Origin of the sequence: Actinoplanes sp. CA-015351 (assembly GCF_050955685.1) — a bacterium.
Taxonomy (GTDB): domain Bacteria; phylum Actinomycetota; class Actinomycetes; order Mycobacteriales; family Micromonosporaceae; genus Actinoplanes.
Window position 1 is genome coordinate 1478110 of the sequence record NZ_CP192102.1, and the last position, 21577, is coordinate 1499686.

Annotated in this window: 21 protein-coding genes and 1 other RNA gene; 12 read left to right on the forward strand and 10 right to left on the reverse strand. The window is 68.5% G+C overall.

Going from position 1 to position 21577, the window contains the following annotated elements:
* Nucleotides 1–9 precede the first annotated feature (9 nt).
* From ACQP2E_RS06860 to mctP, 6 genes are all read left to right on the forward strand, one after another.
* Nucleotides 10–870, forward strand: a complete 861-nt coding sequence (locus ACQP2E_RS06860; protein WP_433829011.1) for a Nif3-like dinuclear metal center hexameric protein — start codon at nucleotides 10–12, stop codon at nucleotides 868–870.
* Nucleotides 867–1601, forward strand: coding sequence for a zinc ribbon domain-containing protein (locus ACQP2E_RS06865; protein WP_433829012.1), 735 nt, complete (start codon nucleotides 867–869; stop codon nucleotides 1599–1601). Before ACQP2E_RS06860 ends, ACQP2E_RS06865 begins: the two co-directional genes overlap by 4 nt.
* Nucleotides 1598–2710: a bifunctional RNase H/acid phosphatase gene (locus ACQP2E_RS06870; protein ID WP_433829013.1), complete on the forward strand. Its 1113-nt coding sequence runs from the start codon at nucleotides 1598–1600 to the stop codon at nucleotides 2708–2710. The genes ACQP2E_RS06865 and ACQP2E_RS06870 overlap by 4 nt, the downstream gene beginning before the upstream one ends.
* 80 nt (nucleotides 2711–2790) lie before the next feature.
* The gene (locus tag ACQP2E_RS06875) at nucleotides 2791–4080 is read left to right on the forward strand and encodes a glycoside hydrolase family 18 protein (RefSeq protein ID WP_433829014.1); all 1290 of its coding nucleotides are present in this window, start codon (nucleotides 2791–2793) and stop codon (nucleotides 4078–4080) included.
* 123 nt (nucleotides 4081–4203) lie between these two features.
* Nucleotides 4204–4419, forward strand: coding sequence for a DUF3311 domain-containing protein (locus ACQP2E_RS06880; RefSeq protein ID WP_433829015.1), 216 nt, complete (start codon nucleotides 4204–4206; stop codon nucleotides 4417–4419).
* A complete protein-coding gene (gene mctP / locus ACQP2E_RS06885; protein WP_433829016.1) occupies nucleotides 4416–6056 on the forward strand; it encodes a monocarboxylate uptake permease MctP in 1641 nt (546 codons plus the stop codon). The genes ACQP2E_RS06880 and mctP overlap by 4 nt, the downstream gene beginning before the upstream one ends.
* On the opposite strand, the gene ACQP2E_RS06890 is transcribed toward mctP, so the two are convergent.
* Entirely contained in the window at nucleotides 6053–6721 is a 669-nt protein-coding gene (locus ACQP2E_RS06890) for a DUF6301 family protein (RefSeq protein ID WP_433829017.1), read from the reverse strand. The genes mctP and ACQP2E_RS06890 overlap by 4 nt on opposite strands.
* 137 nt (nucleotides 6722–6858) lie before the next feature.
* On the opposite strand from ACQP2E_RS06890, the gene ACQP2E_RS06895 reads away from it, so the two are divergent.
* The gene (locus ACQP2E_RS06895) at nucleotides 6859–7563 is read left to right on the forward strand and encodes a hypothetical protein (RefSeq protein WP_433829018.1); all 705 of its coding nucleotides are present in this window, start codon (nucleotides 6859–6861) and stop codon (nucleotides 7561–7563) included.
* A gap of 35 nt (nucleotides 7564–7598) precedes the next feature.
* On the opposite strand, the gene rnpB is transcribed toward ACQP2E_RS06895, so the two are convergent.
* The 6 genes from rnpB to ACQP2E_RS06925 form a co-directional block, all read right to left on the reverse strand.
* An RNA gene (gene rnpB, locus ACQP2E_RS06900) (RNase P RNA component class A) lies at nucleotides 7599–8005 on the reverse strand.
* Nucleotides 8006–8770: 765 nt separating this feature from the next.
* Entirely contained in the window at nucleotides 8771–9373 is a 603-nt protein-coding gene (locus tag ACQP2E_RS06905) for a M15 family metallopeptidase (RefSeq protein WP_433829019.1), read from the reverse strand.
* Nucleotides 9374–9477: 104 nt separating this feature from the next.
* Complete coding sequence (locus ACQP2E_RS06910; protein ID WP_433829020.1) at nucleotides 9478–10092, reverse strand: GTP cyclohydrolase II; 615 nt, start codon at nucleotides 10090–10092, stop codon at nucleotides 9478–9480.
* Between the two features lie 61 nt (nucleotides 10093–10153).
* Entirely contained in the window at nucleotides 10154–11224 is a 1071-nt protein-coding gene (locus tag ACQP2E_RS06915) for a hypothetical protein (RefSeq protein ID WP_433829021.1), read from the reverse strand.
* A gap of 31 nt (nucleotides 11225–11255) precedes the next feature.
* Nucleotides 11256–12164, reverse strand: coding sequence for a threonine/serine dehydratase (locus ACQP2E_RS06920; protein ID WP_433829022.1), 909 nt, complete (start codon nucleotides 12162–12164; stop codon nucleotides 11256–11258).
* Nucleotides 12165–12174: 10 nt separating this feature from the next.
* Nucleotides 12175–13233, reverse strand: a complete 1059-nt coding sequence (locus ACQP2E_RS06925; RefSeq protein WP_433829023.1) for a type I glyceraldehyde-3-phosphate dehydrogenase — start codon at nucleotides 13231–13233, stop codon at nucleotides 12175–12177.
* 204 nt (nucleotides 13234–13437) lie between these two features.
* Between ACQP2E_RS06925 and ACQP2E_RS06930 the strand changes: the two genes are divergently transcribed.
* Nucleotides 13438–13797 (forward strand): toll/interleukin-1 receptor domain-containing protein, encoded by a 360-nt coding sequence (locus ACQP2E_RS06930; protein ID WP_433829024.1) that lies wholly within the window; start codon nucleotides 13438–13440, stop codon nucleotides 13795–13797.
* 87 nt (nucleotides 13798–13884) lie between these two features.
* Here ACQP2E_RS06930 and ACQP2E_RS06935 read toward each other — a convergent pair whose 3' ends face one another.
* Nucleotides 13885–14682: a class I SAM-dependent methyltransferase gene (locus tag ACQP2E_RS06935; protein WP_433829025.1), complete on the reverse strand. Its 798-nt coding sequence runs from the start codon at nucleotides 14680–14682 to the stop codon at nucleotides 13885–13887.
* A gap of 102 nt (nucleotides 14683–14784) precedes the next feature.
* Between ACQP2E_RS06935 and ACQP2E_RS06940 the strand changes: the two genes are divergently transcribed.
* Nucleotides 14785–15810, forward strand: coding sequence for an aspartate-semialdehyde dehydrogenase (locus tag ACQP2E_RS06940; RefSeq protein ID WP_433829026.1), 1026 nt, complete (start codon nucleotides 14785–14787; stop codon nucleotides 15808–15810).
* A gap of 115 nt (nucleotides 15811–15925) precedes the next feature.
* Nucleotides 15926–16132 (forward strand): hypothetical protein, encoded by a 207-nt coding sequence (locus ACQP2E_RS06945; protein WP_433829027.1) that lies wholly within the window; start codon nucleotides 15926–15928, stop codon nucleotides 16130–16132.
* A gap of 34 nt (nucleotides 16133–16166) precedes the next feature.
* Here the strand turns inward: ACQP2E_RS06945 and ACQP2E_RS06950 are convergent, their stop codons facing one another.
* Nucleotides 16167–17282 (reverse strand): hypothetical protein, encoded by a 1116-nt coding sequence (locus ACQP2E_RS06950; RefSeq protein WP_433829028.1) that lies wholly within the window; start codon nucleotides 17280–17282, stop codon nucleotides 16167–16169.
* On the opposite strand from ACQP2E_RS06950, the gene ACQP2E_RS06955 reads away from it, so the two are divergent.
* Complete coding sequence (locus ACQP2E_RS06955; protein ID WP_433829029.1) at nucleotides 17245–19158, forward strand: hypothetical protein; 1914 nt, start codon at nucleotides 17245–17247, stop codon at nucleotides 19156–19158. The genes ACQP2E_RS06950 and ACQP2E_RS06955 overlap by 38 nt on opposite strands.
* Nucleotides 19159–19231: 73 nt before the next feature.
* Complete coding sequence (locus ACQP2E_RS06960; protein WP_433829030.1) at nucleotides 19232–20662, forward strand: RNB domain-containing ribonuclease; 1431 nt, start codon at nucleotides 19232–19234, stop codon at nucleotides 20660–20662.
* Nucleotides 20663–20677: 15 nt separating this feature from the next.
* Here ACQP2E_RS06960 and panB read toward each other — a convergent pair whose 3' ends face one another.
* Nucleotides 20678–21508, reverse strand: coding sequence for a 3-methyl-2-oxobutanoate hydroxymethyltransferase (panB, locus tag ACQP2E_RS06965; RefSeq protein ID WP_433829031.1), 831 nt, complete (start codon nucleotides 21506–21508; stop codon nucleotides 20678–20680).
* Nucleotides 21509–21577 lie beyond the last annotated feature (69 nt).

Below are 21577 nucleotides of genomic sequence, written 5' to 3' on the forward strand. Positions count from 1 at the left end.
TTGGCGGTCGTGACAGTCCGCTCCTTAGTTGAAGCCCTCGACGCCCGTTACCCACGAGCTTGGGCTGAATCTTGGGATCGCGTGGGGCTGGTGCTCGGTGATTTCGAGGCCCCTGTGCAACGCGTTCTCTGCGTCGTGGACTGCGTGCCGGAAACCGTCGAGCAGGCCCTCGCCATCGGCGCTGACCTGATCGTCGCCCACCACCCTCTGCTGCTCAAGCCGGTGTCGTCGATCGCCCCGGACACGTTCAAGGGCCGGATCATCCACCGGCTGATCCGGGGCGACGTGGCGCTCTACACCGCGCACACCAACGCCGACGTGGCGAACCCCGGCGTCTCGGACGCCCTCGCCGCCCGTCTCGGCCTGACCGGCCTGCGCCCGCTCGTGCCCGCCGAAGGCGCGGCCGAAGGCAGTGGCCGCGGTCTCGGCCGGATCGGCGAACTCCCCGCGCCACTCACCCTGACCGCGCTCACCAGCCTCGCCGCGAGCCGTCTACCGGCCACCGCCGCCGGGGTACGCGCTGCCGGCGACCCGTCACGGGTGATTCGTACCGTCGCGGTCTGCGGTGGCGCGGGCGACTCCTTCCTGCCCGCCGCGACGCGGGCCGGCGTCGACGCGTACCTTTGCGCGGACCTCCGCCACCACCCGGTCAGCGAGCATCTCGCGAGTGGTGGCCCGGCCCTGCTCGACGTCGCACACTGGGCGAGCGAGCGGCCTTGGCTCGACGACGTGGCGTCCTGGCTGCGCGAGGAGTTCGGAGTCGAAGTGGTGGTGTCCGACCTGGACACCGATCCCTGGACCGTCCATTCCGCTTCTGCCCATTTCGCTTCTGACCATTTCGCTTCTGAGGAGAAGGAGAACCACCCGTGAAGGCCGCCCCGGAAGCCCAACGCCGCCTGCTCGACCTGCAAGCCGTCGACACCGCTCTGGCTCAGCTCGCGCACCGCCGTAAGTCCCTGCCCGAACTGGCCGAGATCGACGCCGTCGCGCGTGAGGTCTCCGCGCTGGAGGACGACCGGGTTCGCGCCCAGGTCGCGGTCGACGACCTGGACCGGGACATCAGCCGGCTGGAGAAGGACATCGACCAGGTGCGGCTCCGCAAGGACCGGGACAAGAAGCGGCTCGACGCCGGTGGCGCGCTGCGCGAGATCGAGGGTCTCCAGCACGAGCTGACCTCGCTGAACCGGCGCCAGTCCGAGCTTGAGGACGCCGAACTGGAGCTGATGGAACAGCGGGAGACCGCCGAGGCCACACTCACCGAGGTGCAGGGACGGATCTCGGCGGCGCTCGGCCGGCGTACCGAGGCTGAGCGCCGCCGCGACGAGGCCTTCGCGGAGATCACCAAGGAGCAGGAGTTCAAGACCGCCGCGCGGGTCCCTCTCGCCGCTGACCTCCCGGCCGACCTGGTCACCCTTTACGACAAGATTCGTACGGAATCCGGCCTGGGCGCGGCCCTGGTGTACGCGGGCCGCTGCGGCGGGTGCCGGATCGAGCTGTACGGCGCCGACCTGAACCGGGTGAAGACGGCCCCGGCCGACGAGGTGGTCCGCTGCGAGGAGTGCCGCCGGATCATGGTGCGGACGGCGGAGTCCGGCCTGTGACACTCCACGTCATCGTCGAGGCGGACGGCGGGTCCCGGGGCAATCCGGGGCCGGCCGGGTTCGGTGCCGTGGTCAAGGAAGCGGCGACCGGCGAGATCCTGCTGGAACGCTGGGACTCGGCCGGGATCACCACGAACAACGTGGCCGAGTACTCCGGGCTGATCGCGGGCCTGCGCGCCGCCGCCGAGCTGAACGCGACCCGGGTCGACGTGCGGATGGACTCCAAGCTGGTCGTCGAGCAGATGTCCGGCCGCTGGCAGATCAAGAACGCGGGTCTGCGCCCGCTCGCGGCCGAGGCGGCGACCCTGGTGAGCAAGTTCGCCGAGGTGACGTTCGACTGGATTCCGCGGGAGCGCAACAAGGACGCCGACGCCCTGGCGAACCGGGCCATGGACGAGGCGGCCGGCAAGACGCCCAAGACGCCGCAGCCGGTTGCCGCTGTTCCGGCCGCCGACACGACGCCGAAGTCCTGGGCGCCGCCGGCTTTGGAGAACGCCACCCGGATCGCGCTGGTCCGGCACGGCTCCACGCCGTTCACGTCGCAGGGCCGGTACTCCGGGCGCGGCGATGTGCCGCTCACCGACGAGGGTGAGGCGCAGGCGATGGCCGCGGCTGGTCGGGTGGCCGGGATCTACCGGGATGTGGCGGCTGTGCTCAGCTCGCCGTTGTCGCGGTGTGTGCGTACCGCTGAGTTGATCGCCGCCGAGGTTGGTGGTGTGCCGGTCACCGTGATGGAAGACCTGATCGAGTGCGACTTCGGCCTGTGGGAGGGCCGGACGTTCGCCGAGGTGCAGGAGCAGTGGCCGGCGGAGATGCAGGCGTGGCTCGGGTCGACAAGCGTTGCTCCGCCTGGTGGCGAGTCATTCCAGGCCGTCGCGAAACGGGTTCGTGGGGCGATGGCTACGGTGCTTTCCGCGTACCCAGGGAAAGCCATTGTGATCGTCTCGCATGTCTCACCGATCAAGCTGATTTTGAGGGACGCGCTCGCCGCAGGCGACGCGTTCCTGCATCGGCTCTTCCTGGACGCGGCTGGTGTGTCCACGATGGATGTCTGGCCGGATGGGAACATAGCGGTGCGAACCGTCAACGAGACTGCTCATCTTCGATAACTGGATATTGACCCTCCTGGGCGAGACGTTTAGCTTCCTCAATTAGGAAACTTTCTTCAACGTTTCGCCCTGGAGGGCTTATGCGCGGTTTATCCCGTCGCCTCGTTGCCGTGGCGGCCGTCGCCGCGTCCGTCGTGGCAGCGGCACCGTCCCCTGCACAGGCTCATTCTTCTTCCTCAAAACACGTCGCTGTCGCCTACTTCACCCAGTGGGGGATCTACGGCCGTGATTTCCAGCTCGCTGACGTCCAGACCTCCGGTGCGGCGGCGCGGCTGACCCATATCAACTACGCGTTCGGCCCGGTCACCGCCGATGGCGTCTGCGCGTCAGCCGACCCATGGGCGGACTGGCAGACGTCGTTCTCCGCCGAGAACAGCGTCGACGGCGTGGCCGACGTGGCCGGGCAGCCGATCGCCGGCAACCTGAACCAGCTTGCCGAGCTCAAGAAGAAGAACCCGAAGATCCGGCCGTTGATCTCGCTCGGTGGCTGGAGTGGCTCGGCCTATTTCTCGGACGCGGTGCTCACCGACGCGTCGCGGAAGAAGCTGGTCAGCTCCTGCATCGACCTGTGGATCAAGGGCAATCTGCCGGGGCTGGCACCGGGCGTCGCGGCCGGCATCTTCGACGGCATCGACCTGGACTGGGAGTGGCCCGCGTCATCGGGCAACGTCGGCAACGTGATCCGTCCCGAGGACAAGCAGAACTTCACGCTGTTGCTTGCGGAGTTCCGGTCCCAGTTGGACAAGCTGGGCCGCGCCAACCGCCGGCACTACGATCTGACGGCATTTGTCCCCGCCGCTCCGGCCAAGATCGACGCCGGGTTCGAGGTCAAGAAGATCTTCAAGTACCTCGACTTCGCGACCGTTCAGGGCTACGACTTCCACGGCACCTGGGAGCCGGTGACCAACCAGCAGTCGGCGCTGCGGGTGCCCGCGGGCGCCCCGGACAACCCCGACTTCTCGGTCGAGAACACGATCAACGCGTGGCTCGCCGGTGGGGCGCCGAAGAAGAAGCTGGTGCTCGGCGTGCCGTATTACGGCCAGGGCTGGACCGGGGTGACCGGTGGCGGCAACGGCCTCTTCAAGCCGGCCACCGGACCCGCGCCGAGCGTTTTCGGCGGTGGGACCGAGGACTGGAAGACCCTGAAGAACCTGCCGGCGCAGGGATACACCGTCCACCGTGACCTGCGGAACGGGCATGCCTGGCTGTTCGACGGTACGACGTTCTGGACGTACGACGACCCGGCTGTGCTGCTGCAGAAGTCGCTCTACATCCGGGCCAAGGGGCTTGGTGGAGCGATGATGTGGTCGCTCGACGGGGATGACTCGTCGGCGTCGCTGACGAAGGCCATCACCGCGGCCCTTCGTTGATCGTTTGAGGCGGTGTGTCCGTTGGGCGCACCGCCTCGCTCTTTCGGCGCATAGGGGATCGCCCGATCGTCCATTGTCTCGTTAGTGTGACCTCGCACACACCGTTGTAGACGGGAGATACACATGGCCGAGCCGGAACGTCCTCGTACCGATAAAAGCCCCTGGAACTGGCTGCTCCTGATCCCGATCGTGGTACCGCTGCTGACGGTTCTCTACAACCACGACGAGCCGCGCCTGGCCGGCTTCCCGATGTTCTACTGGCTCCAGTTCGCCTTCATCCTGCTCGGCGTCGGCACCACGACGCTGGTCTACCAGATGACCAAGCGGAGCAAGCGATGAGCGATCACATCACCGAGATCGTCATCTTCACGTTCCTGTTCCTGCTGGTCAGCGGGATGGGTTTCGTGGCGTCGAAGTGGCGCAGGCCGAAGGACATGGCACACCTCGACGAGTGGGGCCTGGGCGGCCGCAGCTTCGGCGGGTGGGTCACCTGGTTCCTGGTCGGCGGAGACCTCTACACCGCGTACACGTTCGTCGCGGTGCCCGCGCTGATTTTCGGGGCCGGCGCGGCCGGATTCTTCGCGGTGCCCTACACCGTGATCATCTACCCGCTCTTCTTTCTGATTCTGATCAGGCTCTGGTCGGTGTCGCACCGGCACGGTTTCGTCACGCCGGCCGACTTCGTGCGGAGCCGGTTCGAGTCGCCGACGCTGGCGCTGGTCATCGCGATCACCGGGATCGTGGCGACGATGCCGTACATCGCCCTGCAGTTGATCGGGATCGAAGCGGTGCTCAAGACGATGGGTGTGACCGGGGACAGCGTGATCGCCCGGCACCTGCCGATCATCATCGCGTTCGCGATTCTGGCGGCGTACACGTACCAGTCCGGGCTGCGGGCGCCGGCGCTCATCGCGTTCGTGAAGGACACGCTGATCTACATCGTCATCCTGGTTGCGGTGCTGTATCTGCCGTACAAATTGGGGGGTTGGGGTGCGATCTTCGACGCCGCCGACGCCAAGTTCCAGGCATCGCCGGCGCCGGGTGACGGGATCCTGCTGAACGCCAACAATCAGGTGCAGTACTTCACCCTGGCGCTCGGGTCGGCGCTCGCGCTCTTCCTGTACCCGCACAGCATCACGGGTGTGCTGGCCAGCAAGAACCGGGACGTCATCAAGCGGAACATGTCGGCGCTTCCGGCGTACAGTTTCCTGCTCGGTCTGATCGCCCTGCTGGGTTACATGGCCATCGCGGCAGGGGTGAAACCGCTGCCGGGCGCTCGCGAGGGCAGTCTCGACAACAACACCGTGGTGCCGCTGCTCTTCGACCAGCAGTTCCCGGCCTGGTTCACCGGCATCGCGTTCGCCGCGATCGGCATCGGCGCCCTGGTGCCCGCCGCGATCATGTCGATCGCCGCGGCCAATCTGTTCACCCGCAACATCTACAAGGAGTACCTGCGCAAGGACGCCACCCACGCGCAGGAGGCTTCGGTCGCCAAGATCACCTCGCTGGTCGTGAAGGTCGGCGCTGTTGCCTGCATCGTCTTCCTCGACCCGCAGTTCTCCATCGACCTGCAGCTCATCGGCGGTGTGATCATCCTGCAGACCGCGCCGGCCGTGGTTGTCGGCCTCTACACCCGCTGGCTGCACCGGGGCGCGTTGATCGCCGGATGGGCAGCCGGGATGGCGCTCGGTTTCTGGATGCTCTGGCAGATCCCGAACGCCGCGACCGGGCGGGCGCATTTCGGCGGGTCCGCGTTCCCGCTCTCCGAGTTCGGCTTCGACACCAAGAAGACGATCTACGTCGGGTTCGTGACCGTGCTGGTGAATCTGCTTGTCGCGGCGATCGTGACGCTGGTGCTGCGTGCCGCGAAGACGCCGGAGGGGGTGGATGCGACCTCGCCCGACGATTACCTGGCCGACGAGGGTGATCCGCGGGTCAGTCCCGTCTCGCCGGCGGACAAGATCTCGTCGACCTAGATCCGCTGGTAGGTGACGCCGGCCTCGTCGGGCAACCGCGCGACGAGGCCGGCCGCCAATTCCGCATAGTCCTTCCCGGTGGCCGGCCAGCCGATGATCGTCCGGTCGCCGGCCACGGTGATCGTGAGCCGGTCCGGTTCCTGCGTGAGCGTGATCTCCTGTCCGATCCTCATCACCGTGTCCACCGGCAGCGACGCGGCTGCGGCGGCCAGCGCCGCGCTGGTGATCGGGTTTCGCAACGGGCTGATCTGACGTGGCGCTGCTCGTCGGGGCGCGGGGCGCAGCCACACGTCCAGAGAGCCCGGCCGGTCCACCACATCGAGCACTCCGGCGGTCAGGTGCCATCCGACACTCGGGTCCGCTCCGGGCACCCTGCTCCGTGGCGCGCCCAGCGCCGTGGTCATCTCGGTGACGGCCGCGTGGAAGGCGTCGCGCCGGGCGAGGACGTCGGCATCGTCGTGCTCCACCAGGTTCTGGTAGACGGCGGTCACCTCGCCGCGGAACACAAAAGCCCCGGCGCTGCTGCCGAAGTCGCAGGTCACGGCACCCTCGGACGGCTCACGCCAGGTCCAGCCGGCGGCCTCGACCAGCCGCTCCAGCTCGTCGGCTGACCAGCCCCACTCGAACGTCGCGGCTGCCCGTGCCAACGAACTCTCCCTGCTCACGGCGGCCATTGTCGCTCACAATTGCTTCCGAATCGGAGTGCAGCTCACGTCCCTCCGGTAGCGTCTGTCCCAAGCGTCGCCTTTGGTCCTTATTTCTCGTATCGAGGCCTTATCTTTCGTTTCGAGGTCCTTACCCGATGATGACCCTGACCCAGGAGTTCGCCGCTGAGTACGCGAAGGGCGCCGTCCCCGGCATGCTCAGGGCCATCCGCACGATCAAGCGGGCCAACAACCTGATCCTGATAGGTGCCCTGGCCGCCAGTTACCTGCACCAGGCCCACTTCCTGGTCAGCCTCGGCGCCGGCATGTTCGCCTGGATCGTCCCGGCCGTCTTCGACCTGGCCATGCTCTCCATGCTCACGGTCAGCCAAACCGCAGGCATGGCCACCGACGCCAAACGCGCCGCCATGAAGATCCTCGCCGTGGTGGTGATCATCTCCGCGGCGGTGAACTTCGCCGCTCCCGGCCCACTGGGCCTGCGCGTAATCTTCGCCCTGGTGGTAGGCCTGGTAGCCGGCGTCGAATGGGTAGCCGCCAAGATCCGCCCCGACTTCGCCGCCATCGAGGCCCGCGAGGTGGAGGCAACACTCGACATGCGCCCCGCCCGCCGCCTTGATCCGGAGGTGGCGAAGGCACGCGCCGCGAAAGCCGCGGCCACTCGGCGCGCGAATCAGGCAGCGGCGGCCAAGGCCGCCAGGGTGGCAGAGGAAGGCGCAAGGTCCCGGGCGGCCAAGGCCGCAGAGAGAGCCCGGGTACGCACGGAGCAAACCGAGCTGGACCAGATGCTCAACCAGACAAGGGTGATGTACACCGAAGAGGTGGCAGCCCACCGAGCGTCCTGACGGGGGTTTCGTCGGGCCCTTCGGCTGTCAGGCGGCGGACGAGCCGACCTGTACGCCGGATTTTGTGGCCGGGATCGAGACCCCGGTGGCGGCCATCCATCTAGGCCTGCCGTTGCCGGCAGGCTCGAGCAGCCTACCCGCAGGCTCGGGCGAGCAGCCCTCGAACGCCTGCGCCGGTCGCCGCCTTGCGGCAGCGGCCTTGCTTGGCCTTGCTCCGGGTGGGGTTTACCGAGCCACCCCGGTCGCCCGGGGTGCTGGTGAGCTCTTACCTCACCGTTTCACCCTTACCGGCGCCGCACCTAGGTGCGTGCCGGCGGTCTGTTTTCTGTGGCACTTTCCCGCGGGTCGCCCCGGGTTGCCGTTAACAACCACCCTGCTCTGCGGAGTCCGGACGTTCCTCGGCGGTGCCCGAAGGCACCAACGCGACCGCCCAGCCGACTCGTCCGTCGCGCCCACCATGCTACGTGCCGTGACCCCCTGTCCCGCTCAACGGGGTGACCCAGCGAGCCCGGCCGGCCGCCACAGCTCTCTCAGCGCTGACCCTGCTGGCTAGGTCCGGCCGGCCCCTGCCGCAGATCGCAGGGTGGGTCACGTCGCACATAACGCCACCGTGTGCCCTGGTCCACGCCCTGGCCGTGATGAAGTCACACAGACCGTTACTGTGCGGCCTCACCTACGCCAAACCCAGCATCCGTGCGCTCCCATCCACACGCCATGTGGCTCTCCGAGCCCCGAAGTCCCGGCGGCGGCTTCCACGGGCACTGACGTCCGCAGCGGTGGCTGTCCGCGCTATCTGGCGAGGGGCGCCCAGGATGTATGCCACAAAAGCGATGAAACGGTCGGCGGAGCTACGCCAACGACTGGGTGGGCCCTGATCTTGTGAGTTTTGGGCCGGCCCGACGGCGCAACCTCACACTGTCGCCGAATCACTGAATTGACCATCAGGGGTAAGCGCCGTCAAAACGCGCACGAGACAGCAGTGACGGCCAGCCGAAGATGATCGCGAGCCCGGGGACCCTGAGCGACAACCCGCACAAACGGCGGCTGTACGGCGTGGTCGCCCTCGCGTGCAGCTGGCAGCCGTGAATGACAGCCGGCCTTTGGCTGTACCGGACGGTCGCCGTGCTGTGCAGCCGGGCGCCGTGCTGTGCAGCGGGTTGCCGCACTGGGCAGCGGGTCGCTGTGTTGTGCGGCCGGGGGTGGGGGCTCAGGCGGTTTTGGGGCGGAAGGCCCAGTGCCAGGACTCGCGGGGGACGTTTTCGGTGAAGCCGTAGTCCTTGGCGTGGGTGCGCATCCAGTTCAGGGCTTTGGCGTTCAGGTCCAGGTCGGTGGCCATGCCCCAGCCGTGCTCGCTGGTGCCGGGCTTGGCGGCCAGGCCGCCCTGTGAGTACAAACCCTTGCGGCGGGCCAGGTCCACCTGTTCCTCGAACGGGCGGTACGAGTCGGTGATGCCAATCTTCACGCCTTCGCGCTTGGCGTCCTCGATCATGCGGTTGAGGTTTTCGGCGGCTGGTGCCCACAGTTTGTGGCCGGTTTCGCCCACTTTGGTGAGGGCGTCGTCCGGGATCTTCCCGTTTCCGTACGCCACCAGCTCCTCGGGGACGCCCTTGCCGTTGAGTTTGTACGTCTTTTCCGCGGCGGCCGTGCCCTGCGTGGAAGCCACGGCCGACTGCAGCTGGCTGGCGAAGCTCGCGCCGCTGGCGTTCGACGTGGCCGACCGGGTTGCCGTGGTGGCGGCCTGCTGAGTTTGCATCGCGATCATCCGGCTCTGAATGTCGGCGATGCGCTGGTTCACTCCCTCGATACCCACGCCCTAACCGTTCGGCTCCCGGGCGGAAATCTGAGGCCTCCGCCCGGAAAAGCCAGAACCCGGAAAAGCCAGAACCCGGAAAAGCCAGAACCCGGAAACAGCGTCTAGGACGCGGGGGCCAGGTTCAGGTCGATCGTGTGCTGGGTGTGCGACACCTTCGCCTCCAGATAACGGACGTTCGCCGCCGAAGCGTGCACGCCGGTCGGGCGTACCGAACGGACCTCGACGCCGAGGTCGCGCAGCTGGCTGGATTTGTCGGGGTTGTTGGTGAGCAGGTCGATCGTCCGCGCACCGAGCGCGTCGAGCATCTGCGCCGCGGCCGTGTAGTCCCGCTCGTCGTCGCCGTGGCCGAGAGCCCGGTTCGCCTCGTAGGTGTCCATGCCGAGGTCCTGGAGGGCGTACGCGTCGAGCTTCGCGTAAAGGCCGATGCCGCGGCCCTCCTGGCGCAGGTAGAGCAGGTATCCGCCGGTCGTGGCGATCCGCTCGACGGCCTCGCGCAGCTGCGGGCCGCAGTCACAGCGCTGGGAGCCGAAGACATCACCGGTCATGCATTCCGAGTGCATCCGGACCAGCGGGACGTCCCCGGCAGCGCAGGAGCCGAGCGCGAGGGCGAGGTGCTCCTTGCCGTCGGCCAAACCGGTGAAGGTGATCACCTCGGCCGTGGTCTGGTAGCCATCGGCGAACTCGAGCGGAACGGTGACGCGCGTACGGACCGGCATGCTTTCTCCCCTGCACTTGATACTTCAAGTCAAGTACGGATCGACAGCGTGCTCCGGTTCATTAGGCTTTTTCGGACAGCCCTAGATCGATCTCGGAGGTACTGTCCCGCCGGTTCGGCAGGATGTTGGTGATCAGTACGACGAGACAGCCGATCACCGCGAACAGCGTGAGGACCAGCAGGTGGCTGCCGATCGGGGCATCCGGGAAATAGAGGTTGTCGCGGACGGCCTGTACACCGGCGCCGGTCGGCAGGTTCTCGCCGAGGCGGCGGCCGAACGTGGGCAGGAATTCCGGGAGGATGCTGGCCCCGGAGATCACCGTCCCGATCGTGAAGTAGAAGATGCCGACAAGCGCGCCGGCCGGACCGATCAGGGCCACCGCCCCGGCCGTCGACCCGGTGATCGCGAGCGAGATCAGCGAGAAGATCAGCAACATCTCCACCGCGTCGGCGCCCTCACCCACGTTGAACCAGCTCATCGACCAGAGCACCACGGCGGCTGAGCCGATCGCGTACAGGATCAGCAGGCCGAGGTGGGCGGCGCCGCGCTTCCACGACCGGCGGGCCTTCGGGATGAGCTGGCCGAGACCCATCGAGGCGATCGAGCCGCCCAGCGACAGGGCCTGGGTCAGGAAGCCGAGCGAGACGCCGTTCACGTCGTCGGCCGGCAGCGGAACCACATCGGTCACCGACGGGGGAGTGATCAGCACCTCGGCCTGGGCCACGGTGATCTCGGTGGAGTCCGCGGCTAGCGCGGTCAGCTGCTCCGCGGTCTGCTGCTGCATCACGCTGGTGTACGTGGTTCGCAGCAGGCTCGCGGCGGACGCTCCGGCGGCGCTCGCCAGGTAGAGCATCGGGGTGTCCTCGGTGAGGTCGACACCGCCGTACACCTCGCGCTCGCGGATCGCGGTGGTGAGCGCGTCCGCCGAGCCGAACTCGTTGACCTCGAACTTGTTCTCGGCCTCGAGCATCGTGGTGACCTGCTCGGCCTGCTCGCCGGTGGCGACCAGGCCGACCGGCAGGTGGTGCGGCGCGGCCTTGTGTCCCATGCCCAGGTAGTACGCGGTGAGCAGGAGCTGGACGAGCATTCCGATCACGCAGACCGCGAGCGCGAAGCGGCGAAAACTGGTCACGGGTCCGAGCTTTGCAGCTCAGCCGGACCTTTTAGACGAGATCGGACGGATTCGTGTTGGCTCCGCAGAGGAGCACGGCGACGTTCTCGCCCGGCGCCGGCTGATAAGAACCGGACAACAGGGCCGCCTGGGCCGCCGCGGTGCCGTGCTCGACGACGATCCGGTAGTCCTCCCAGAGCCGGCGGCGGGCCTCGACTATCGCGTCGTCGTCGACGAGTACCGACGTGATATTTGCGCTGATAGCCAGCTCGAACGCGATATTTCCGACTCGGCGCGCCCCGAGGGAGTCGGCCGCCACTCCGGAGACGGCGACGTCGACCGGTTCGCCTGCCTCCAGCGCCGCGTTCAGCGCCCGCGACGACGACGGCTCGACGGCCACGACGCGGACCTGATCACGCAGAGCGGCGATCACTCCGGCGATGAGCCCGCCGCCGCCCACCGCGACAAGCACTGTGTCGAGATTTTTCAGGTCATCAAGTAGTTCAAGCCCGATTGTCCCGTTACCTGCGACCATATTCGGATCGTCATAGGCATGGCAGAAGAGCGCGTCCGTGCGAGAAGTCGCCGCCGCATACGCCTCGGCGTACTCATTACCGACCTGGACCACCCGGGCGCCCAGTTTCCCGAGCTTCGCCACCTTCACCGCCGGGGCGGTGACCGGTACGAACACCTCGGCCGGAACGCCCAGCTCACGGGCCGCGTACGCGGCAGCAAGACCGGCATTGCCACCGGACGCCGCCACCACGCCGGCGGCGGGCAACGCGCCGCGCTCGGCACCGGCCAGGATCTGGTTGAACATGCCGCGGGTCTTGAACGACCCGGCATGCTGCAGGTGTTCGAGCTTGAACCACCGGTCCGGCCCGGCGTTGATCACCGGGGTGCGCCGGATCCGGCCGTCGATGCGCTTCGCTGCCGCTCGCACATCTTCCGAAGAGATCATGCCGACCACCCTAGGCGGCGCTCCAGCTCACATGACTCGACGGTACGGGTAACCGTTCGCCCACCAGCCGAGCCAGGTCGAGTAATCGGTTCGAGAAGCCCCACTCGTTGTCGAACCAGCCGCGTACCTTCACGCCGCCGTCCGCGGTGGTCTGCGTGCCGGAGGGGTCGAACAGGCACGAGGCCGGGTTGTTCTTCACGTCGATGGACACGGTCGGGTCCGGGTCGTACGCAAGGATCCCGCGCAGCGGCCCGGCGGCTGCCTCGGCCATCGCCCGGTTGACCTCCTCGGCCGAGACCGGCCGGTCGGTCATCCCGGAGACCTCGGCGAGCGATCCGATCGGCGTCGGCACGCAGTAGTAGCTGTAGCGCATCTCGCCGATCTCGGGCAGGGCCACGCGTACCAGGTCACCGACCACGTGGTTGTGCGGGATGATGCTGTCCGCGCTGGCCCGGCCGAGCCGGGGGTCGTCCCGGGACGTGCCGACGGACGCGTCCTGCACCCGCTGCCATCCCTGGGTCGCCAGCATGACCGACGTGTGCACCGATCGGAGGCCGAACCGGTCGAGGAGCACCTTCGCCATCACAGTGAGCGCGTTGACCCCGCAGGAGGCCGGTGAGACGACGTCGTGCACGGCGGGGTTGTAGCTGCCGTGGTTGGCGCCGAAGACCAGGAACGCGTCCGGGTCGTCGGCCGACGCGCTGATCACCACTTTGCGGACGCCGCCGTGGGTGATGTGCGAGCGTGCCGCGCCGCCGGCCCGGAAGCGGCCGGTGGCCTCGATGACGACGTCCACACCCTCCTCGGCCCACGGGATCCTCTCCGGACGCTCATGGTGAAAGGTCCTGATGAGGCGGTCGTTGACCACGAGGTATTCACCCCGGGCCGTCACCGTGCCGGGGAACGAGCCGCGGAGACTGTCCCGCCGTAGCCCGTACGCCAGCTTCTCGGTCGACGCGATGTCGTTCACCGCGGTGATCTCCACCCCGGTTTGTGGCATGGCGGCCACGATCCGGGTCAAGCTTCGCCCGATCCGTCCGAGCCCGTTGATCCCGATCGCGACAGTCATCGAGCGCTCCTCGATTGCGGATGCTTTGTCAGCATTTTTTCCGTGACCAGGTCGCCCTGTTCCTTCAAGGGTCCACCGCGCGTCACGACACCGACACTATGAGTGTGCAAGTTGCACGTCAACGGACGACATTCTCACACCACCCCAGCGACGGACATCAAAGCCAGGAAAGCAATGTGGACTCGCCTGCGTCATGCTGAGGACGTGCCTATCCTCGTCTCGTACGCAGTCGCTGACGGGCCATGGGCGCAGTGGATCACCCATGAACTACGGGCGGCAGGCTACGCCGTGGATGTGCACATCGCGCGCACCGATTTCGTGGAACGGCTACTCATCGCGCTCTCCGGCTCTGATCCGGTGCTCGTTCTGCTCTCCGCCGAGCACCCCGGCGCCGCCGCGGACTGGCAACGGATCACCGAGGCCGGCGGTGATCTCGTCCCGCTGTGTCTCGACGACTCGACACCCGCACTGACCTGCCGCAGTGTGCACGGCCTGGACGAGGAAGACGTTCTGGAACTGCTGCTCGGCCTGCTGGACCGGCCACGCCGTCAACCGATCAGGTAACGGTGTGCCCGGCGGCGGATCGCACCCCCGCCGCCGGGTCTGCTGCCGGTCTACCCGAGGGAGCCTGTGTGAAACAGGCCGTGACGCTCAGGCCCGGCAGATGATCTCGCCGTGCGGGATGGCGAAGAAACCGTCCGGGTCGTCCGCCCAGACGCGCCATCCGTCGGAGATCCGCCGCAGATCACTTTCGGTCGCGGCGCCCGTTCGCAGGGCGGTCTCCGCCATGTCCGACTTGAGGATGCGGTCCGCCCACATGCCGCCCCACCACTGACGGTCCTCGTCGGTGGCGAAGCCCCAGACGCTGGCGGTCGCGGTGACGTCGGTGAAGCCGGCCGCCCGGGCCCAGGCCAGCATCCGCCGGCCGGCGTCCGGCTCGCCGCCGTTGCCCCGGGCGACCCGCTGGTACAGCGCCAGCCACTGGTCCAGCTCGGGGACCAGCGGGTACCAGTGGAAGCCCGCGTAGTCGCTGTCCCGTGCCGCCACCACGCCACCCGGCCGGGTGACCCGGCGCATCTCGCGCAGCGCCGCCACCGGATCGGCGACGTGCTGCAGCACCTGGTGGGCGTGGACCACGTCGAAGGAGTCGTCCGGCAGGTCGAGCGCGTGGACGTCGCCGACCGCGAAGTCCACGTTCGTCAGCGACTGCCGGTTCACCTCGGCCCGGGCCAGGTCGAGCGCCTCGGCGGTGCGCTCCAGCGCGGTGACGCGACCGGGTGTGACGTGCGTCGCCAGGTCGGCCGTGATGGTGCCGGGGCCGCATCCGACGTCCAGCAGGGAGATTCCGGAGGAAAGATGCGGCAACAGGTAGGCCGCCGAATTCTCTGCGGTGCGCCAGCGGTGAGAGCGCAAGACCGACTCGTGGTGCCCGTGCGTGTACGTCGCCATGCCTTCGAAGCTAGACCTGTCATCCTTGAATGTGGGACATTGATCCCACATTTTGAACAACAAGATTTCTTTGTTCGCAGTTCAGGCCGTACTTTGGTGTCTATGAGGATCGGCATCGTGGGTGCGACGGGACAGGTCGGTGGCGTCATGCGCCGGATCCTGGCCGAGCGCTCCTTTCCTGTGGACCAGCTCCGTCTCTTCGCTTCCGCTCGCAGCGCGGGCCGCACCCTGCCGTGGGGCACCGGCGAGGTGACCGTGGAGGACGCCGCGACCGCTGACTACAGCGGGCTCGACATCGTGCTCTTCTCGGCGGGCAAGGGCGGCTCCAAGGAGTACGGCCCCCGCGTCGCCGAGGCCGGCGCGGTCGTCGTCGACAACTCCTCCGCCTGGCGGATGGACCCGGACGTGCCGCTCGTCGTCGCCGAGGTGAACCCGGACGCGGCCCGCAACCGGCCGAAGGGCATCATCGCCAACCCGAACTGCACCACGATGGCGGCCATGCCGGTGCTGCGGCCGCTGCACGACGAGGCCGGGCTGGTCTCGTTCGTCGCCACGACCTACCAGGCGGTCGGCGGTGCCGGCCTCGCCGGTGTCGCTGAGCTCGACGAGCAGATCAAGAAGGTGGCCGACCGGGCCACCGAGCTCACCCTTGACGGCTCCGCGGTCGAGTTCCCCGAGTCCCGAGTTTTCCCGAAGCCGATCGCGTTCAACGTGGTCCCGCAGGCCGGCTCGTTCGTGGACGACGGCAGCTTCGAGACCGACGAGGAGCAGAAGCTCCGCAACGAGAGCCGTAAGATTCTCGATCTCCCCGAGCTGCTGGTCTCCGGCACTTGCGTACGCGTACCGGTCTTCACCGGCCACTCGATTCAGGTGAACGCCCGCTTCGCCCGGCCGCTGTCGCCGGCCCGCGCGCAGGAGCTGCTCGCCTCGGCTCCCGGCGTGGAGCTGTCCGAGGTGCCGACACCGCTGCAGGCCGCCGGTCGCGACCCGTCCTACGTGGGCCGCTTCCGTGTCGACCCGACCGCGGAGAACGGCCTCGCCTTCTTCATCTCGAACGACAACCTGCGTAAGGGCGCCGCACTGAACGCGGTCCAGATCGCCGAGCTGGTCGCCGCCGAGCTGCGCTGACTTTTCTCCGAATTAGGCACTGCCCGGAAACGGGTGGTGCCTTTTTTCGATGGAAATTTAGGACTTTTTGCGCGAATCGGTAGCGCATGGCCGTTTTTGGCGGCACAGTGATGGAATGAACGACAGTGGGCTCGGCGGAGCAGGCTACTTCTGGTGCCTCCGCGACCACCGGGTTGAGAGCGGCGACCAGGTGTGTCCCGCCCAATACCGGCTCGGTCCCTACGCCACGGCGGATGAAGCTACGCGGGCACTCGACAAAGTCGAGAAGCGCAATGCCGACTGGGATGCCGAGGACGCCCGCTGGACGGGGGAAGCCAGCTAATCGCACGGATCGATCCGGTTCACGGCTCGTTGTCCTAACCGGAGTCGTGCCGTCTCCAGGCGCCGACGTGCCCGCAGTCATTCGCAAGGAGGAACACCTCGATGCCCGCTGCCAAAAAGGCAACGATGAGACCCGCTGTGTCCGCCGCGCCCGCCCGCAAGGGTGCGACGCCGGCCGGTAAGGCGGCGCCCGCCCGTTCGGCGCCCGCCGCACGCGCGGCCGCACCGACGAAAACAGGCAGAGCCGTAGCGGCCGTGTCCAAGGGTGCTGCCGCGAGAAATGGGTCCACAGTGGCAGGGGCCAAGACGGTTGCCGCCGCGCCGGGCCGCGGTAAGAACGTGACTGCCAGGGTGCCGGCCACGAAGCCGGCTGCCCGGTCCGCCGCGGGCAAGAGCGCATCCGCCAAGCCCGCCGCTGTGCGGCCTTCAACCACAAAGTCAAAGGCAGCGACGGTACGCTCCGCGGCTGCCAAGCCCACGACGGTACGGTCCGCGAGTGGCAGCAAGGTGATCGCTGCTTCCAAGGCTGCCGCCGGGAAGTCCGCTGTCGTCAAGGCGTCGGTGGGCAAGACCGCGGCGAAGCCGGTCGTGCAGAAGCCAGTTGCGAAGAAGCCGGTTGCGGCGAAGTCGGTGGCTGCCAAGGCGCCTGCGGCCAAGGTCTCGGCCGTGAAGAAGCCCGTTGCGAAGACGACTGCTGCCAAGGCTGTCGGGGGCCGGGCGGTTGCTCCGAAGCAGGTCGCCCGTGTGGTGGCTGGCGCCGGCGGTTCCTCTGCTGGAGGCAGGGCTGCTCGGGGCGTACCCCAGAGTGGCCGGACCACCGCGGCGCGCAAGCCGGCCGTGGTGAAGCAGAAGCAGGCGGCTGCGGCGAAGCCGGCGGCCGCCAAGGCCGTCGTGCCGAAGCCGGCCGCGCGGAAAGCCGCAGCGCAGAAAGTCGTCGCGCCGAAGGCCCCCGTTTCGAAGGCCCCCGTTTCGAAGGCCCCCGTTTCGAAGGCCCCTGTTTCGAAGGCTGTTGCTTCTAAGGCTGTTGCTTCTAAGGCTGTTGTTCCGGCGGCGCGTTCCGGCCGGGCCAAGGTTGGTGCCGCCCGGCCTGCCGGCCGGCGGGTTGCCGCGGCGATGAGCGGTTCGCCGAAGTCGCAGGTGACGGTCTCCACCGATGAGCTTCGTCAGCTCGACGAGGTGGACCCGAGCCAGGGGGATGACGTGCAGTACGCGGGTGGCTGGTTCCCGCGGCACTCCGGGCCGGCGACGCCGGATGCGGGTTCCGACCAGTGGGGTTCTGACCGTCCGGACCTCGAGGCGGTCGGTAACGGGCCGGACGCGGGCAACGGGGCGCGGGCCGGCGACGAGCCGCCGTCGGATGACGCCGAGGACGACGAGACGCCGGAGGCTCCGGGCGAGCCGGTCGCCGAGGACGACGACGATGACGACGACTGGGCGGCGAGCCGGCGGAGTACGTCGGCCGCGGTCTTCGTCGAGCCGGTGCTGCAGGAGGATGCGGCGCCGATCGCGCACGGCGACTTCGAGGTACGGCATGGCGCGACGCTTGCCTCGTCCGCCAGGTCGGCGGGTGCTCGGGTGGCGAAGGCCGGCCCGGCCCGGACCGCCGGCGCGAAGGTAGCCCGAGGAACAGCACCCGTCGCCGAACCGGCGGCGAGCGTTGCGGCGGCAGTGCCGGCTACCGGTGCCGCCGCGAGGAAGACCGTGCGCAAGGCCGCGGGTGCGAAGCCGCCGGGTGTGAAGCCGGGTGTGAAGCCGGCGGGTGCGAAAGCCGCGGGTGTGAAGCCGGCGGGTGCGAAAGCCGCGGGTGTGAAGTCGGCGGGTGCGAAAGCCGCGGGTGTGAAGTCGGCGGGTGTGAAGTCGGCGGGTGCGAAGGCGGCGCCTAGGACCACGGCAGCGAAGGCGGCCGGTGCGGGGGCGCGGACGACTGCGGCCAAGGCGACCGCGGTGAAGGCGACAGCGGTCAAAGCGACAGCGACCAAGACCGCCGGGGCCAAGGCGACCCCGACCAAGAGCACCGCTGCGAAGGCGACGGCCGCGAAGACGGCTGCGGTCAAGGCGACCGCAGCTGCGAACAAGGCTGCGGCCGCTGCGGCGAAGACGACCAAGGCCACCGGAACCAAGGCCACTGCGACCAAGGCCACTGCGACCAAGGCGACCGCGACCAAGGCCACCGGAACCAAGGCCACTGCGACCAAGGCGACCGCGGCCAGGGCGACCGCGACCAAGGCGACCGCGACCAAGGCGACCGCGGCCAGGGCTTCCGGTACCAAAACTGCTGGGACCAGGGTGGCTGCTGCCAAGGCCGCGCCGGTCGTTAAGGCGGCTGCTGGTGGCCGGGCTGCGAAGGCGGCTCCCGCCAAGGCAGTGAAGACGACCGCAGCCAAGGCCACCAAGGCGACCCCGACAAAGGCCACCAAAGCGACAGCGGTCAAGTCGACGGCAGCCAAGTCGACGGCTGCAAAGGCCTCCACCTCCAAGGCGACTGCGGCGAAGAAGGCCACTGCCGCTAAGGCGACCGCTGCCAAGACCACCGCGGCCAAGGCTACGAAGGCTCAAGCAGCGAAGACGGCCGGGACTCGGGCGAGCACGGCCAAGGTGACGGCGGCGAAGGCCACCAAGGTGACGGCGGCGAAGGCCACCAAGGTGACGGCGGCGAAGGCTGCCAAGGTGACGGCGGCGAAGGTGACGGCGGCGAAGGCTACGAAGGCGACCGCGGCCAAGGCTACGAAGGCGACCGCGGCCAAGGCTGCCAAGGTGACCCCGACGAAGGCCACTAAGTCGACGGCTGCCAAGGCCACCGGGACCAGGGCTTCTGCTGCCAAGGCGACCGCGACCAAGGCGACAACCGCCAAAGCCAAAGCCTCCAACGCCAAGACCGCGGCGCCCAAGGCCTCGACCGTCAAGAGCGCCCCCGGTCGGACCAGCTCCAACAAATCCGCCGCCGCCAGGGCTGGCAGCCCGGCCGGAAATGCGGCCAAGTCGGGCCGGGTCTCCCGTACCCCAGAAAAAGCGCAACGCAGGCGATAAAGCGCAACCAGAAAGCGGGCCGCGCCGTGAGGGGTGGCCCGCTTTGTTGTTCCCGGCCTGATAGGAATGTCGGGTGCCGATCAAGAAGGTCATTGCGCCGCAGATCGACTTCTCCGAGTTGCGGCGGGAGTTGCATTTGCCGGACGAGTTCCCGGCCGCCGTTCTCGCGGAGGCGGAGGCCGCTGCCCGGGCCGCGCGGCCGGCGGGTGCGGATCTGACGGATGTGCCATTCGTGACGATCGATCCGGCCACGTCGCGCGACCTCGACCAGGCGATGCATTTGAGCCGGCGAGAAGCTGGCGGTTACCGGGTTCGTTACGCCATCGCCGACGTTGCGACTTTTGTCCCGCCAGGCGGGACGGTTGCGGCGGAGAGCTGGGTACGCGGACAGACCATCTACCTGCCCGACGGACGTGTCCCTTTGCACCCGCCGGTTCTCAGCGAAGACTCGGTGAGCCTGCTCCCGGACGTGGAGCGGGCCGCGGTGGTCTGGACGATCGACCTGGACGCGGACGGTGAGACCGTCGGCGTCACGCTGGAGCGGGCGCGGATCCGCAGCCGCGCCAAGCTGGACTACGTGAGTGTGCAGCAGGAGATCGACACCGGCACGGCCGCGGAACCCTACGCGCTGCTGCCGGAGATCGGCACCCTGCTCGCGAAACGGGCGTCGGCCCGGGGCGCGGTGAACCTTCCGCTGCCGTCCCAGGAACTCGAACGTGACGGCGACGGCTGGACGCTGGTGCTGCGCGCGCCGCTGGCGGCCGAGGAGCACAACGCGCAGATCTCACTCCTCACCGGCATGGCCGGGGCGTCGATCATGCTGGACGGCGGGATCGGGCTGTTACGCACGATGCCGGCACCGAAACCGGAGGCGGTCGCCAAACTGCGCGCCGCGGCGGCCCCGCTGGGGATCCCGTGGCCGGACGGCACCTCGGTCGGCGGGGTGATCGCGGCGGTCGACCCGGGCACACCGCGAGGCGCGGCGTCCCTGAACCAGGCCGCTGATCTGCTGCGCGGCGCGGGTTACACCGCGTTCGGGGTGCCGGACCAGCAGGAGCGTCCGGCTGAGGCCGGCCACGGTGGCGTCGGCGCGCCCTATGCGCACGTCACGGCTCCGCTGCGGCGGCTCGCTGATCGTTACGCCACCGAGGTCTGCCTGGCGCTGCACGAGGGGCGCGACGTTCCGGACTGGGCCCGCGAAGCACTGCCCCAACTGCCGAAGGCCATGTCGAGCACCGACCGGATCGCCTCGGCCGCGGATCGGGGCGCGATCGATCTCGCCGAGGCGGTGCTGCTGGAGCATCGGGTGGGTGAGACGTTCGAGGCGGCGGTGCTGGACCGGGACGAGGCCGGTGCGAAACGGCCGGCGTCCGCGATGATCGCGATCGACGAGCCGGCCGTTCGGGCGCGGTGCACGGGTGACCTGCCGCTGGGTCGCCGGGTGCCGGTCCGCCTGGTGACGGCGGACCGGGCGACCCGAACGGTGCGATTCGAACAAGCCTGACCAGCCAAGCCTGATCTAGAAGGTGTGCTCCGCGGCCGGGAACTCGCCGTTCCTGACCTCGGCGGCGAACTGCCGGGTCGCCTCGGTGAGCGCGCCCGACAGGTCGGCGTAACGCTTCACGAAGCGCGGCGCCTTGCCGGTACGCAGCCCCGCCATGTCCTGCCAGACCAGCACCTGGGCGTCGGTGTCCGGACCGGCGCCGATGCCAACGGTCGGGATCTGCAGCTCCTTGGTGATCTGCTTGGAGACGTCACCGGGGACCATCTCCAGGACCACCGCGAAAGCGCCGGCGTCGGCCACCGCGCGGGCGTCCGAGATGACCTCGGCGCCCTCGTTCTCCCGGCCCTGTACGCGATATCCACCGATGGTGTGCTCACGCTGCGGCGTGAAGCCGATGTGCGCCATCACCGGGATGCCGGCGCCGGTGATCGCCTCGATCTGCGGGGCCACGCGCCGGCCGCCCTCGAGTTTGACCGCGTGGCAGCCGCCCTCCTTCATGAACCGTACGGCGGTGCGCAGGGCCTGGGTGGGGCCCTCCTCGTAGCTGCCGAACGGCAGGTCGCCGACGATGAGCGCGGTCTTGGTGGCCCGGACGACGGCCTTGACCAGCGGCAACATCTCGTCGACGGTGACCGGCAAAGTGGTTTCGTGGCCGTAGACGTTGTTCGCGGCCGAGTCGCCCACGAGCAGGACCGGCACACCGGACTCGTCGAAGATCGACGCGGTGTACATGTCGTACGACGTGAGCATCGGCCAGCGGTCGCCGCGGACCTTCGCGTTGATCAGGTCACGGGTGCGGACGCGTCGGGTGGGCGGGCCGCCGTACAGCGTGGCAATTTCCGACATTTCGTAAATCTCCTTCCCTCGAGGCCGCGCGGATGCGGTCCCCGGGTGCGCAAATAGTCGCACCGGAGA

Bases quoted from the DNA above. Each gene is read 5' to 3' on its own strand.
- ACQP2E_RS06875 (WP_433829014.1), top strand. From the start codon at position 2,791: ATGCGCGGTTTATCCCGTCGCCTCGTTGCCGTGGCGGCCGTCGCCGCG.
- ACQP2E_RS06880 (WP_433829015.1), top strand. From the start codon at position 4,204: ATGGCCGAGCCGGAACGTCCTCGTACCGATAAAAGCCCCTGGAACTGG.
- mctP (WP_433829016.1), top strand. From the start codon at position 4,416: ATGAGCGATCACATCACCGAGATCGTCATCTTCACGTTCCTGTTCCTG.
- ACQP2E_RS06895 (WP_433829018.1), top strand. From the start codon at position 6,859: ATGATGACCCTGACCCAGGAGTTCGCCGCTGAGTACGCGAAGGGCGCC.
- ACQP2E_RS06910 (WP_433829020.1), bottom strand. From the start codon at position 10,092: ATGCCGGTCCGTACGCGCGTCACCGTTCCGCTCGAGTTCGCCGATGGC.
- ACQP2E_RS06920 (WP_433829022.1), bottom strand. From the start codon at position 12,164: ATGATCTCTTCGGAAGATGTGCGAGCGGCAGCGAAGCGCATCGACGGC.
- ACQP2E_RS06925 (WP_433829023.1), bottom strand. From the start codon at position 13,233: ATGACTGTCGCGATCGGGATCAACGGGCTCGGACGGATCGGGCGAAGC.
- ACQP2E_RS06935 (WP_433829025.1), bottom strand. From the start codon at position 14,682: ATGGCGACGTACACGCACGGGCACCACGAGTCGGTCTTGCGCTCTCAC.
- ACQP2E_RS06940 (WP_433829026.1), top strand. From the start codon at position 14,785: ATGAGGATCGGCATCGTGGGTGCGACGGGACAGGTCGGTGGCGTCATG.
- ACQP2E_RS06945 (WP_433829027.1), top strand. From the start codon at position 15,926: ATGAACGACAGTGGGCTCGGCGGAGCAGGCTACTTCTGGTGCCTCCGC.
- ACQP2E_RS06955 (WP_433829029.1), top strand. From the start codon at position 17,245: ATGAGCGGTTCGCCGAAGTCGCAGGTGACGGTCTCCACCGATGAGCTT.
- panB (WP_433829031.1), bottom strand. From the start codon at position 21,508: ATGTCGGAAATTGCCACGCTGTACGGCGGCCCGCCCACCCGACGCGTC.